The sequence below is a fragment of the Nitrospirota bacterium genome (assembly GCA_016207905.1).
Classification (GTDB): Bacteria; Nitrospirota; Thermodesulfovibrionia; order Thermodesulfovibrionales; family JdFR-86; genus JACQZC01.
The window spans coordinates 17511-31410 of sequence record JACQZC010000006.1 but is presented as its reverse complement, the minus strand read 5'-3'; the positions used below and the strand labels follow the sequence as shown (position 1 = coordinate 31410).

17 protein-coding genes are annotated in these 13900 nt (G+C 41.6%); 10 read left to right on the top strand and 7 right to left on the bottom strand.

Annotated features, from left to right (window positions below; translation table 11 throughout):
• The first annotated feature begins 152 nt into the window (after positions 1–152).
• From HY805_00965 to HY805_00955, 3 genes are read left to right on the top strand one after another with little or no spacing between them, the layout of a single operon-like run.
• Positions 153–1055, top strand: a complete 903-nt coding sequence (locus HY805_00965; GenBank protein ID MBI4822792.1) for a protein kinase — start codon at positions 153–155, stop codon at positions 1053–1055.
• An 8-nt stretch (positions 1056–1063) separates the two neighbouring features.
• Entirely contained in the window at positions 1064–1615 is a 552-nt protein-coding gene (locus HY805_00960; protein ID MBI4822791.1) for an HD domain-containing protein, read from the top strand.
• Positions 1616–1629: 14 nt separating this feature from the next.
• Positions 1630–2466 carry a hypothetical protein gene (locus tag HY805_00955; GenBank protein MBI4822790.1) on the top strand — a complete coding sequence of 279 codons (837 nt, stop codon included), beginning with the start codon at positions 1630–1632 and terminating at the stop codon, positions 2464–2466.
• Between the two features lie 203 nt (positions 2467–2669).
• Here HY805_00955 and HY805_00950 read toward each other — a convergent pair whose 3' ends face one another.
• The 5 genes from HY805_00950 to HY805_00930 form a co-directional block, all read right to left on the bottom strand.
• On the bottom strand, positions 2670–2900 hold the full coding sequence (locus tag HY805_00950) for a type II toxin-antitoxin system HicA family toxin (GenBank protein MBI4822789.1): 231 nt from the start codon (positions 2898–2900) through the stop codon (positions 2670–2672).
• A complete protein-coding gene (locus HY805_00945) occupies positions 2901–3167 on the bottom strand; it encodes a type II toxin-antitoxin system HicB family antitoxin (GenBank protein ID MBI4822788.1) in 267 nt (88 codons plus the stop codon).
• Positions 3168–3310: 143 nt separating this feature from the next.
• Positions 3311–4153 (bottom strand): EamA family transporter, encoded by an 843-nt coding sequence (locus tag HY805_00940; GenBank protein ID MBI4822787.1) that lies wholly within the window; start codon positions 4151–4153, stop codon positions 3311–3313.
• 1 nt (position 4154) lies between these two features.
• Positions 4155–5312: a nicotinate phosphoribosyltransferase gene (locus HY805_00935; GenBank protein MBI4822786.1), complete on the bottom strand. Its 1158-nt coding sequence runs from the start codon at positions 5310–5312 to the stop codon at positions 4155–4157.
• 11 nt (positions 5313–5323) lie between these two features.
• Entirely contained in the window at positions 5324–5848 is a 525-nt protein-coding gene (locus HY805_00930) for a cysteine hydrolase (protein MBI4822785.1), read from the bottom strand.
• Positions 5849–6754: 906 nt separating this feature from the next.
• Here HY805_00930 and lptC point away from each other — a divergent pair.
• The 7 genes from lptC to HY805_00895 are packed head-to-tail and all read left to right on the top strand — an operon-like array spanning position 6755 to position 12194.
• On the top strand, positions 6755–7261 hold the full coding sequence (gene lptC, locus HY805_00925) for an LPS export ABC transporter periplasmic protein LptC (GenBank protein MBI4822784.1): 507 nt from the start codon (positions 6755–6757) through the stop codon (positions 7259–7261).
• Positions 7239–7706 carry a hypothetical protein gene (locus HY805_00920; protein ID MBI4822783.1) on the top strand — a complete coding sequence of 156 codons (468 nt, stop codon included), beginning with the start codon at positions 7239–7241 and terminating at the stop codon, positions 7704–7706. Before lptC ends, HY805_00920 begins: the two co-directional genes overlap by 23 nt.
• Position 7707: 1 nt before the next feature.
• Positions 7708–8430 carry an LPS export ABC transporter ATP-binding protein gene (gene lptB, locus HY805_00915; GenBank protein MBI4822782.1) on the top strand — a complete coding sequence of 241 codons (723 nt, stop codon included), beginning with the start codon at positions 7708–7710 and terminating at the stop codon, positions 8428–8430.
• Positions 8430–9899 carry an RNA polymerase factor sigma-54 gene (gene rpoN / locus HY805_00910; GenBank protein MBI4822781.1) on the top strand — a complete coding sequence of 490 codons (1470 nt, stop codon included), beginning with the start codon at positions 8430–8432 and terminating at the stop codon, positions 9897–9899. Before lptB ends, rpoN begins: the two co-directional genes overlap by 1 nt.
• The gene (raiA, locus tag HY805_00905; GenBank protein MBI4822780.1) at positions 9896–10414 is read left to right on the top strand and encodes a ribosome-associated translation inhibitor RaiA; all 519 of its coding nucleotides are present in this window, start codon (positions 9896–9898) and stop codon (positions 10412–10414) included. The genes rpoN and raiA overlap by 4 nt, the downstream gene beginning before the upstream one ends.
• A gap of 9 nt (positions 10415–10423) precedes the next feature.
• Entirely contained in the window at positions 10424–11275 is an 852-nt protein-coding gene (rapZ, locus tag HY805_00900; GenBank protein MBI4822779.1) for an RNase adapter RapZ, read from the top strand.
• A complete protein-coding gene (locus tag HY805_00895; GenBank protein MBI4822778.1) occupies positions 11253–12194 on the top strand; it encodes an RluA family pseudouridine synthase in 942 nt (313 codons plus the stop codon). The genes rapZ and HY805_00895 overlap by 23 nt, the downstream gene beginning before the upstream one ends.
• Positions 12195–12208: 14 nt before the next feature.
• Here the strand turns inward: HY805_00895 and HY805_00890 are convergent, their stop codons facing one another.
• Together HY805_00890 and nrfD are read right to left on the bottom strand one after the other, a co-directional pair.
• A complete protein-coding gene (locus tag HY805_00890) occupies positions 12209–12577 on the bottom strand; it encodes a response regulator (protein ID MBI4822777.1) in 369 nt (122 codons plus the stop codon).
• A gap of 89 nt (positions 12578–12666) precedes the next feature.
• Positions 12667–13896, bottom strand: coding sequence for a polysulfide reductase NrfD (gene nrfD / locus HY805_00885; protein MBI4822776.1), 1230 nt, complete (start codon positions 13894–13896; stop codon positions 12667–12669).
• Positions 13897–13900 lie beyond the last annotated feature (4 nt).

Genomic DNA, 13900 nt, shown 5'->3' with positions numbered 1-13900 from the left:
GCCCTCCCTGAACCACCAGCTTTACCGCTTCCTCCCTAAACTCCTTCGTGTACTTCCCATACGGTATTCTCTCCATCCAGACACCTCCATTAAGTTATTTTACTTAACTTTTGGTGTCCACTTTTTCCAGCTTACCTCACATAGACAAAATAATGGCAAGAGAATTACAACCCCATCCTTTATTAATGAAGCATAAGAATATTATCAAAACCCATTTTTTTATGAATAAAAAAAGTGAATCTTTCTTGGTAGAAGAACGATTACCTTTTGTGCTGGATGACGGTTGGAGAGCAAAAGGAGTACAAGAAGCAGCAAATCTTCTTTACGATATTGCCAACGCCCTTGCATTTCTCCATTCGATGGGTCTTGTACATGGAGATGTGAAACCAGATAACATTGGTAAAGATGGGGAAGACTACATTCTTCTTGATTTTGGTATTTGTCGAAAGAAAGAGGCATTTGTAGCTGAGGTTGTCTCTGCAACTGGTAGTCTTCGGACACGAGCTCCAGAACTTCTTGAATTAGATAAATATCTTAAAGAACAACCTGAAAAAGTAGATATTTGGGCTTTAGGGGCGACAGTTTATAACGCATTAGTTGGACGATTCCCATTATTTGATAAGGACGAAAACCCACCAAGAATTTCTACGCCTGAGGAAAGAAGTAAGTTTGAGGCTGTATTATTAGAACGCGTTAGGGATGAATGGGAGAAACGAGTTGATTTATCTTTAGTTCAAGAACCTATGCGGAATCTACTTGCAGAAGCTTTGGAAAAAGATCCCAAAAAGCGCTGCCAAGCATCAAAACTAGTTCAAGAGTCGCCATCTGAATTAGCTGCTTTTTTGCGGGCATCACAACAATCTATTGGAAAATTCTCACCATTAGAAGAATTACAACAATTTAAAAACTATCTTCCAGATTCTGAGATTTTAAATTTAATGCCTATTGTTCAAAAAGAGACGCTTAAAACTAAATTGGATGGTTTAAAAACTGCTCATGGTTTCGATAAAGACCAATTAGGGTACATTGATGATTTGCTAAAAAGCTTAGTGTAATTAATCTTATGCCAAAGAATAGAATTCGTGTTCAAGATTCAGTCCATGGGTTGATGGAATTTTATGGCGTTGAAACAGTAGTAATTAATGTTTTACGGACTCCAGAGCTTCAACGTTTACGTAGGATTAGACAGACAGGTCTAGGACATTTAGTATTTCCTGGTGCAGAACATTCACGATTAGTACATTCTCTTGGAGCTTCATATTTAGCTATTCGCTTTACAAAACAATTAGAACATGCTTGTCGTAATTTATTAACTGATTTATTATGCCCAAATTCTTCTGTAATTCGTGACATAGCTGTTGCTGCTTTATGTCATGACTTAGGACATGGACCTCTATCTCATGCTTGGGAAAGAGAAATAGTCGGAGAAGATTATGATTTCGATAAATGGATATACAAGCTTGGATTAAATGAAAGCAAGAAATATCTAGAGGGTGCAAAATGGCATGAGCTTGTAGGTCATGCTATGCTTTTATGGGAGGATGGTCAGTTGCATAAATTGCTTGAGCAGGATAGGATGAGCTTGGCTCAAGTAAACGACTTTCTTATTTGTTAAGAGGTAAATATTATTTGCCTTATCTCCCGCGCTTACTTAATAGTGATATTGATGTTGATAGAGCAGACTTCTTATTAAGAGATACACACCAATGTGGTGTAACCTATGGTCAGTATAATTTAGATTGGCTTCTATCAACTTGCACTGTAGGTAAAACAAGTGACAATAAAATAGTCATTGGATTCGATGAAAGGAAAGGGCTGAGAATTGTAGAACAATTTCTTATCGCTCGCAGGGCATTGTACGAAACCGTTTATCATCATAAAACTGTCCGTATTGCAGAGGGAATGGTCGCATTATTTTTACGAAGATTTAAAGAAGTCCTAAAAGAAGATATTGATAAGTTTAAAAAAACTGAAATTATCAAAATCCTTGAACCTTTTATGAAAGTTATTTCGGGAGATGCTTTACAACCAATGGAACTTTTGTCTTTAGATGATTATTCTCTCTGGATTTTAATTGATTATGTTGCAAGAATGAATAATATTGATGAAACAGTTCAAGATTTGGCTCGGAGAATATTAGCGCGTGATTTATTTAAAATAGTTCCATGCAAGTCAAAAAAGGTTAACGATTTTCTTCGTAAAAAAGATGCACTTGAAGAAATCTACAAAAAGGTACAACCTTTTTGTAGAGGTTTAAAAGACTATTATTTTTATATAGATACTCTAAAGTTTTCAATGTTTTCTGATAAGAGTGAAGAATTTGCATATTTCATTGATGACCAGCAAAATGCGACTTCCGTTCGCGAACATGAATCTTTGAGGGTGCATTGGCACACACATGAAGACCTTGTCCGTGTTTATACTGTTCACGAGGCAGTAGACGCAGTGAAAGAATTGATAGGCTGAAAGTTTTAATGACATAGAAATAATATGAGATAGATTAGACTTGATCTGACATTCCTGATAATTAGTTTTTGGCATCACTTCTCCCAATTTCACCTTCCCAATAAAAAAAACACCACCCACTCTCCGCTTCTCATTAAGGCTTTACCTCCACCACTCCTCCACCAACATCCCCTTTGCTCGCTCAAGGCTTATGGCATCTCATATTAAACCTCCTCAAGTAAAGAAAAATACTCCTCCCTGCTAATACCAGCGGTTCTAAGGTTGTTCTTGATAATAAAGACAGGCACCTCTGGCCAATCAGGTATGACAACTGGTCTTGACACCATGGGTTTCGTATAAACAAAATGGTCCCCTTCTACACGCACACACTTAAAACCTGCTTTTTCAAAGACCTTCCTTAGTTTGCTTGAAGAGATAGGGATTATTCGGGGCATTTAAGAAATGCTTACCAGCTCGGTTGCAACCATCTTAGGCGGAAGCCATTTGCCGTTTTCATCCTTTATGTAGCGGGACTCTGCCAGAATATCTTCAAGGGTGCCCATTTTTTCAGCCTCTTCAAGAAATAATTTTACAGCAGTCTTGAGCATCTCTTTTGCATGCTCCACATTCTCACCACAGCTTGATATGTCAAGCTCAGGACAATATGCCACATAGGTTTTATCCTCTTTAAAAACAATTATGCCAAATTCAATTGGTATCACCTAAGCCTCCTTTTATTTCACCACTTAAAATCAGTATAAAACACCTGCCTTTTAAATACAAGGATTCCTTCATTCTTTCTTATACCCCTCAAAAAGAGCCCCTTTTGCCTTTTTCTCAGAGGTAGCTTTTTTATTTTTTGGATTCATTCCTTTTCCCTTATCACTATATAGCCTGAAAGGATTATCAATGCACCACCTATCAAGGAAACTGCCTCTGGATATTCGCTGAGAAATATCATACCAAAGATTATAGCACCAACAGGCTCTATGTAGCCTAAGATTGCGGCCCTGTTTGCCCTGACCTTACTCATGCCCTTAAAGTAAAGTATAGGTGCAATTGCAGAATGAACCGTTCCCACTATGAGAAAGATTAAGAGGGCATCAAGCGGAAAAACCCTTACAAAAGGCAAAAGAATCGTGCTAATTATCAGGTTTAGGAAAAAACAAAGTATAAGAGGATTAAATCTCTGAGAGAAGACCCTTGCCAGTAAAATCACAAGTGCATACGCAAGGCCCGAGAAAAGTCCTGATATAATCCCAATGGCATCACTGCTTGGCTCTTTAAAGAAAGACATCATCTCCGAAAAGCTAATCCCAAGCAGTATCCACAGACCCACACTGGCAATGACTATGGAAAACAGAATGCTTTTGGTAAGCCTCTCCTTTAAAAATATAGGCGAAAGGAATGCAACGACCACAGGTGCTATATAGTGTGCAAAGACCGCATTTGCAATGGTCGTATTTTTAAAGGCATAAAAGAAGGTGAATGTATTGGTGAGGGATATAACTCCGAGGATAAATAGATAAGGAAGCTCTTTTGACTTTGGCAAATAATGTCTGTATTTTCCCGTCAGAAGTATTATGCCCTGTATCAGGACAGATACCATAGAGGAATAAAACATCAGGACATGAACAGGCACCCCGGAAAGCCTTACCATCACACCCAAAGAGCTCCATAGGAGGATTGCAGATATTATATACCACACCCTAAAGAGGTATATCCTTTATGTTTTCGAGCACAGTTTTTCTGAGCAGTTGGGCAGACTCTATCTTTATAAGGGATTCTCCAGAGTCAAGCACAGGGACGAGAAGGTCTTTGAATTTTTTCCCACAGGAGCTGATATGTTTTGCTTGGGTATTTGGCAGTATCTTTCTTTCTCTGCATGAAGGGCAATAAAGAAGTCTTTTACTACCCGACCACTTGCCTCTTTTTGCAATGGGCTTGCCTTCCACCTCCATAATGTCCATTGCATAATCGACAACAGGCGCATTGCTTATCGATGTTCCAATGCCATAGCCATCGACGAATGGATTAAGAGTAGGCAAATCTGCCTCTTTTATGCCTCCGCTTACAAAAAACTTTACATGTCCATAACCTCTTAGATTCAGCTCCCACCTGCACTCCTCGAGGATTCTCATAAAATTCCCCCTTCTTGAAGATGGCGTATCGAATCTCACGGCAAAGAGCTTTTTACCCATTGAACTTGCGACATTAAGGCACTCGAACTTCTCATCTAAGAAGGTATCTATGAGTGCAACCCTCGGAAACCTGCGTTCAAGGACCTCATCGTATGCCTTTATTGCCTCGACAGTCGACCCAAAACATATAATCAGTGCATGAGGTATTGTGCCCATAGGGTCCTCGCCGATTATCTCGCCTGACCTTACGACTGCTACTCCGTCACAACCTCCTATATAGGCATTTCTCTCAATCATAGGAGCAAGGATAGGATGCATTCTTCTTGCGCCAAAACTTATGACAGGCCTTTGACCTGCTAATTTCTTGAATCTTGCGGATTTCGTGGCAACCCCTGATGCCTGACAGATTAGTCCTAAGATTGCAGTCTCATAAACGCAGAAATCCTGATACCTGCCCTCTATCTCCATGACAGGCTCATAGGGGTAAAAGACCGTGCCTTCCTTTAATGCCCTGACTTTTATAGGCAGGCTCTTCATAAGATACATTGCCTCCTGAAGCCCTGCAAACACAGCCCATTGCCAGTCCTCTGGAAGGGTTTTTGCGAAAAACTCGGCTTTAACAATAGGGTTTATTCCCTTTGCCTTGAGGATTCTCAGTGTTCTTTCGAAATAGACATCCGTAATCCTTCCGCTTAAGACATCCGAAGGCTCTGCAGTATGAAACATAAACTCCTCCATTACCTGACTTTTACACCCATTACATTCTTCATAATCCTTAATGCAGAATCATGGTCTTCCTTGGAAAGCCCTGCCACTCCTTCTTGGGCAACGGTAACCTTATAGTCTCTAAGAACTGCATCCGATGCAGTAAACATCACGCATATGTGGGTGACACAGCCTGTCAGGAGTAAGGAATCACAGCCAAGTCTTTTCAGCGTCTTATCGAGTTTTGTCTTATAAAACCCCGAATAAGTAGTCTTCTCTATTATTATGTCTTTCTTTTTAGGCTTGAGCTCTGAAACTACTTTTGCGCCCTTTGTGCCTTTAACTGCATGAGGGGGCCAGCCAAACTTCTTGAATTCCCTATCATCGGGCTTATGAGTATCGCATACATAAATCACGGGGTTGCCTTTGGCTTTTGCCTTTTTAATCTCCTGCTCGATATTAGGGATAATCCTTCTTGTTTCAGGCACTTCAAGCGGTGCGCCCTTAAGGACAAAATCATTAAGCATATCGATTACAAGCAATGCCTCCTTTGCCACGGTGCAACCTCCTCCCTCTGATAAGTTTAACAATATATTCAAGCAAACTCTACGAATATTTTCAAACCTTCCCACCACCTTAACTCATGCATGCCATCCCCATTGCCTCACCCCTTTTGTCATTCCCCGACTTGTTCGGGGAATCCAGTCCTTTGTTGTCATTACATTCGTTTCCACCTCCTTTTTTTATATGTCCATTCTTTAGCTCTGTTTTCAGGGATTTTCTCTTTTAATTCAATAGCTTTATCATCTTTTTGAGTGTTCAAGCGTTCATTCTACTTTTCCCTTCCTAAGTTTAGTTTACTGGGGAGGGGGGGTGTCTCATAACCCATTGATTTTTAACGATTCCCATGTTTACTTGTTTACTTTTCCTTTACTTTTGCTTTACTCTTTTCTATTAAGAGGGGTATGTGTGTGTAATCCTTTTCTATATTTACCCTTCTATAAACTATAGTTAGATAATAAACTATTGAAATCTATTTGTCAAGCAAAAAATGAACTATGGTTTTCTTTTCCCTCTCCCCTTGCGGGAGAGGATTAGGGTGAGGGGTCATTCTGAATTCATTTCAGAATCTCACGCACCCCTTTTAATTCCCCCCTTTTTCTAAACTGGCAAGAATAAGACATTTCTAAATTGGCTTGACAAGGCCATTCGCTTTCTGTAAGGGTTCAGATACATGTGAGACTGAATGCGTCAATTAAATCACCCTCCCCTAACCCCTCCCATCAAGGGAGGGGTCGATAAAGCAAATCGCATTTTTCCTTACAGGACAGGTTTTTGCTTCCTTTTAATTACCCTCTCCCCTTGCGGGAGAGGGCTGGGGTGAGGGGGGTATAACTTGTCTCATATGTCCTGAACCCATACATGCCCTTTACTAAGTATCCCTGCTATGATAAAATTTTTATATGAAGAAAATCTTATTGCCTTCGGCATTGTTTATTGCCATCGTCTTTGTCGTTTTCTTTATAGGTATTGCTTTTAAAAAAGAAAATAGCAATAATGATGCCATAAGGCCCTCAGGCTCATTTATCGAAGGGCTAAGGATTGCACACAGAGAAGGTGGCACCCTCCGGTGGTCACTCAGCTCAAAGTCGGCACTGCTTTCGGAGGATGAAGAATTTGCCTATCTCAGGGAGGTTAAGGTAACCCTTCCTGACAGGGACATAGAGGTATCAGGAGAGCGTGGCACTTATGACATGGAAAGCAAAGACCTCAGCATGAAAGGCGATATAAAGGCATGGACAAAGGACTATGTAATAAAGACAGAGTCTATTAAGCTTCAAGCAGGGCATGAGCTCCTTACGGAAGACACAGTTGTGCTTGAGGGTAAGAGGTTAAAGATACAGGGCAAAGGGCTTAAGGCTACACACGATAAATGGATACTTAAAGATGTCACGGCAGAATTTTTTTAGAGTCATATTTATAATCCTGAGTCTTATCTTTCTCAGAGGAGAGTCCCCTGCTCAAGAAAGGCTCTTTGGAGAGGATAAAGGCCCGATTGTGATAACCTCCTCTACTCTTTCTGCGGACACCTTCAAGGCACTATTTGAAGGCTCTGTGGTTGCAAGGACCGATGACATAATAATGCACTCCGACCGAATGCTCGTCTTTTATTCGAGCGATGGAAAAGTAGATAAGATAGAGGCAGATGGTAATGTAAGGCTTATAAGGGGACAAAAGGTCGTAACCTCAAACAAGGCAGTATTCATTGCAGGCGAGGAAAAGATAGTTCTTACAGGCGAGCCAAAGGCCGTTGAAGGCGAAAATGTGGTTACAGGCTCAAAGATAATTTATATGATTAAAGAGAACCGCTATTTAATAGAAGACAGCAGGGTAATCCTGAGACAGAAGGAATAAGGTGCATACACTTGCCGTAGAGAAACTATCCAAGAGATATAGCGGTAAATTAGTGGTCGATGGCGTCAACCTCGGTATCGGCTCAGGCGAGATAGTGGGGCTTCTTGGCCCTAATGGTGCAGGCAAGACAACCACATTTTACATGATTGTCGGAATGCTAAAGCCTGACGAAGGCTCAATTACGCTTGATGGTGAGGGCATAGGACATCTACCAATGTATAAGAGGGCAGAGATGGGTATAAGCTATCTTCCACAGGAGCCCTCTATATTCAGAAAGCTCACTGTCAGAGACAACCTGAGGGCAGTTCTGGAAATAAAGGGATTGTCTGAGGATGAGATTAAAATCCGCATAGAGCACCTCCTCGATGAGTTTAACCTCAGGGAATTTGCCGAGAGGGACAGCTTCAGGCTCTCAGGCGGTGAAAGGCGAAGGGCTGAGATAGCACGGTCTATTGCAATCGAGCCAAAGTTCATTCTTTTTGACGAGCCATTTGCAGGAATCGACCCGATTGCAATCATAGAGCTTAAAAAGATGTTAAAATATCTTAAGGACAGGGGACTTGGAGTGCTTATAACCGACCACAATGTAAGGGAAACCCTTTCGATAACCGACAGGGCATATATCCTTAGCCATGGAGAAATCCTCGAGGAAGGTCTACCCGAAAAAATAGTTTCAAGCCATAGGGTGAAAGACATATACCTTGGAGAGGAGTTCAAACTTTAATGGCACTCGAACATAAGCTGGAACTAAAACTCCTTCAGAAGCTTATACTAACGCCACAGCTTCAACAGGCAATAAAGCTTCTTCAGATGCCCCAGCTTGAGCTTTCCCTTACCATCTCAAATGAGCTTGTAGAAAACCCGTTTCTTGAAGAAACCGTTGAAGAACCATCCGGAGAAACTACCGAAGGGTTATCCGAGGCAGACACGACAGAGGCAAACGAAACAGAAGAAGATACAGAGATGCCCCTCGAGAAGATGATGAGCCTTTCCTCTTCTTCTGTGGACGACTACTTCGAGGAAAGAGGGCTCGATGGAAGAGACCTTGGATATTTTACCCCTGGCACTGTCCTTTTACCTCCTGTAGAGCAGTTTGTAAGCAAACCCCCAGACCTCTATGAGCACCTTCTCTGGCAGTTAAAGTTCTCGGGTGCATTGGATGATATTAAAGACATAGGTCAGTATGTTATAGGCAATATAGATGAAAACGGCTATCTAAGAGCATCGGTTGAAGATATAGCAAAAACGGCTAATTGTAGCCAGGATAAGGCAACCGATGCCATTAGACTCATACAGACATTCGACCCACTTGGCATCGGTGCAATGGACATGAGGGAGTGTTTGCTCATACAGCTTAAATCCCTTAACCTTGAAGGAAGCCTTGCAGAAAGCATCGTTTTACATAACCTTGAAGACCTCGAAAAAAAACGATACGCTAATATTGCAAAGCATTATGCCTGCTCTATTGACCTTGTCATCGAGGCAGTAAAGGTCATCTCGTCCCTTGAGCCAAAACCAGGCAGAAATTTCGCAAGCGAGCCTCCTGCTTATATCACCCCGGATGTGTTTGTTACAAAAACCGAAGATGGCTACAGAATAACCTTAAACGACGAGGGCATGCCCGGCTTGAGAATCAACAACTTCTACAGGAAACTGCTTTTACACAAAAACTCCCTTCCAAAAGAAGACAGGCAGTATCTGGAGGAAAAACTCCGCTCTGCCACATGGCTAATGAAAAGCCTTGACCACAGAAATAAGACCATTTATAGGGTTACCGAAAGCATCCTTAAATTCCAGAAAGGCTTCTTCGATGCCGGCTCATCTTTGCTTAAGCCAATGAACCTCAGGGATGTTGCCGAAGACATTGGAATGCACGAAAGCACCATAAGCAGGACAACTGCAAACAAATACCTCTCATGCAGTCATGGCATACTTGGTTTTAGATTCTTCTTCAGCACAGGCATAAATTCAGACACAGGAAAGGTCTCTTCGACTGCCGTTAAAGAATTAATCAGGAAGATAATCTCCGAGGAGTCTTATAAAAAACCTTTAAGCGACCAGAAGATAGTAGAGCTCCTCAAACAGCAAAGCATAACGATGGCAAGAAGGACTGTTGCAAAATACAGGGATGAGCTTAAGATTGTATCTCAGGTGCAGAGAAAAAACTCAATCAAACATGAGGAGGCAAAATGAACATAGTCGTTGTCGGAAGGCAGATTGAAGTAACATCGGTTCTTAAAGACTATGCAGAAGAAAAGGTAAAAAAATTCGAAAGGTATCTTTCAAATATTACCGAGGCAGTCGTAACGCTGAGCGTTCAGAAATACAGGCACAAGGCCGAGGTACTTCTAAAGGCAAACGGAGTGATGATACAGGCAGAGGGAATTACAGGCGAGATATATTCGGCAATCGATGAGGTCATCGAGAAGCTTGAAAGGCAGGTCAAAAAATTTAAGGAAAAAATGGTCTCTCATAGAAAGATAGATAAAGGCAGGACATCCGCAAGCATTCCGGTTTCTCCCGAATCCCCAAAGATTATAAAGAGAAAACAGTTCGATATGAAGCCCATGAGCCCTGATGAAGCCGCTATGCAGATGGAGCTTCTCGATAAGGACTTCTTCGTTTTTACGAATGACCAGAGCGGAGATATAAATGTCCTCTATAAGAGAACGGATGGAAATTTAGGGCTCATAGAGCCGATAAAATAAAACACATCCGTGAAACCCACAATTGTCATCATAACGGGTCTGTCAGGCTCTGGAAAGACAATTGCACTCAGGGCACTCGAAGACAGCAGCTTTATCTCGGTTGACAACCTTCCGCCACAGATGATCGATTCATTTGCAAACATAGAGACATCTAAAACTGCCATAAGGAAAATAGCAGTCAGTATCGATGTCAGGGAAAAGGAGTTCCTTCACGAAGTGGAATCCATACTTTCAAGCCTCAGACAGAAATACAGTATCTCTGTCGTTTACCTCGAGGCAGAAATAGATGTGCTCATAAGGAGGTTCAAGGAGACCAGAAGACCCCATCCCCTCTACATAGAGGGGAAAGGCATTGAAGATGCGATAGAGGCAGAGATAAAACTCCTTCAGCCCCTTAGAAATGTATCCGACAGAATACTGGATACCTCTTCGTACACACCGCACCAGCTAAGACACCTCATAACATCCCTGTTTGGCAAGACAAATGAAGAAGGTATTATGACAGTTACCTTCATATCGTTTGGGTATAAATTTGGAGTTCCAAGCAATATTGACCTTCTATTAGATGTCAGGTTTATTCCAAACCCCTATTTTGTGCCAGAGCTCAAGGACCTCAAAGGCAGTGATTCTGAAGTTATGGACTTTGTCCTTCAGAGGAGCGAAACAGAAGAATTTATAAAAAGGCTTTTAAACCTCCTCGATTTCCTTATACCCCTTTATATAAAAGAAGGAAGGACCTATCTCACAATAGGCATCGGATGCACAGGCGGAAGACACCGCTCACCCGTTATAGTGGACAGCATTTCTTCTATCTTGAAAGGGAAATCCCTGAGCGTCAATGTCACCCATAGAGATATGTAACAGGGATAAAGAAGAAATGCTCATCAGGGTTTCCGAAGAAGACTCAGGCAAACGCATAGATAAATTAGTCTCTGAAAAAACAGGCATCAGCAGGTCACAGGTTCACCTGCTCATAGACAAAGGCATGGTCACACTTGACGGAAAAACTTTAAAGCCCGATTACAGGGCAAAAGCCAATGCTATTTTACAAATAACCATACCTGAGAAACCGCCCCCCACGCTCATCCCTGAGAATATTCCTGTCAATATATTTTATAGGGATGAATTCCTCGCAGTGGTCGATAAGCCACAGGGTATGGTCGTTTATCCTGCAGTAGGCCATGAAAAAGGCACACTCATGAATGCCCTTGCCTTTCACATTGGAAGCCTTGAGGCAGTTGGTGGCCCCCTAAGGCCCGGGGTTGTGCACAGGCTTGATAAGGATACCTCAGGGGTCATGGTAGTTGCACTTAGGGATGATGCCTACTATGGTCTCATCGAGCAGTTCAAAAACAAAACGATTAACAAGCAATACATTGCCCTCGTTTATGGAAAACTTAAAGAACCACGAGGAAGGATTTCATCAGGCATAGGCCGCTCGCCTTCTGACAGAAAAAAAATGTCAACAAAGGCAAAAAGCCTAAAAAAAGCACAAACCGAGTGGGCTGTTATAGAAAGGTTTCGGTCGGCAACACTCTTAAATATAAAGCTCCTTACAGGAAGGACACACCAGATAAGGGTTCATTTTGCCTCTATAGGCAATCCTGTTTTAGGAGACAAAACATATGGGAAAAAGACAGTACTGAATGGAGTGAGGTTTTCACGACAGATGCTTCATTCAGGGCTCTTAGGGTTTGTCCATCCAATTATAGGACAGTATATGGAATTCAAAAGCCCTCTTCCAGAGGATATGAAGAAAGCAATCGAGGATTTAATTTGACACACATTTTTAATTCATGCACTTTTGCTTAAAACAAATCTCTCTTTTATGCAGGTTTCGATCTTCTTGAAAACGAATGGCTTTTCAAAAAAATAATCTATATTCAAGCCCTTTACATCTTCTGCTCCATACCTGCCTGACATGACTATAAGAAGTGCCTTTGGGTTTACCCTTCTTACGACATCTATGAGTTCAAAGCCAGTTACAGGGCTCATGTGAAGGTCTGTGATTATAACATCAAATGGCTCCTGAGCAATGAAAACCAATGCATCCTCGGATGAGGTAATACCTGTGATTTCATAGCTCCTTTTGGAGAAATAATGAATAAACGAGTTCACAATCGTCTGCTCGTCATCTATTACAAGGATTTTGATTCTCTCCATACCAACCGCCTTTATAAAAGCATAGCAGGAGTAAAATCTTTGTCAAGCTCAATCTATGCAACCTGCAATTGTAATAGAATTTTGCACTCCTACTCTTCCTTTGTAAGAGGGATTACCTTACTTAAAATCCAGAGGAAGATAAATGGAAGCGAGATAATCGTGAGTGCTCCAATGATTCCCTCCTTATAGGTCTCAAAGTTCTGGGGGATAATGGGTATCTTATAGTGCATATATCCTGAAAGTGTAAGCGAGAAGGACTGTCCTCCGACAACTACATTCCACCTCATCATAAACACACCGATGAGAATCAGGATTAGTGCTATAATTGCCCTCCTCTTAGTAAGCCCCGGCATAATCAGCATTACAAGGGGAATGAGATTTCCGATGCCGTACTGAAGTATGAATATATTGAAGAAATCCCTTTCGTATATCACTGTCCTTAATATGTCCCAGTGCTTGACTGCCGTATAGCCTCTGAAGACAAGGTCAAGGAATTCCAATGTTACTGCTATGACCATAAAGAATACGAGGTATTTAGATGTCATTTTTATGATATCCATCTCAACCCCTCCTGATTCCTCTAGAGGCAATAGCTTTTTCATCCTCTTAGACTTCAATCTATTAATCTCAAGCACGATTATATATGTGAGCATGCAGAGGGCTATGCCCGACACTATTGCAGACATTATGAATATAACAGGCATAAGTGGGGTCATCCAGAGGGCATTTGCCTTTACAGAGCCAAAGATAAACCCTGCATAGCCATGCAAAAAACATGCAACAGGAACACCTATGCCTGCAAGCACTCTTATGACCTTGCCGTCTTTTCTTAATGCCTCCTCGCTTATATCATACGCACCTAAGCTCCATGCCCTATAAATAAAGCCCTTAACCTTATTGGCAATTCCGCTTGCATTCCTCAGCCTTTGCGCTGACTGCACAAAGAATCTTCTTTCCACAAACCATATCTCTGATGCAACCAGTCCTGCATATGAGAAAAACACTACACCGAATGCGGCGATGGCTGAGGTAAAATGAGGGGTTAAAAACACATAGAACCCCCTTAAAGGCTGAAGGAGATGAAAAAGAAGCGGCATGGGTGCGGCTAAAAGAAGGGCATATGAGAATATCAGAGAAAACCGCGACATCTCCTTTAGCTCCTTTCTGTCAAACACATGATAAAGGCTGGAAAGCACGAATGCACCTGCAACAAGCCCTGTCATCAAAGGATACATTACTATCTGCAATGCCCAGTATATATACTCGTTTGGATATACAAAAAGCTCTTTTAATGTCCAAAGCTCACCGTGAACTTCCATAACT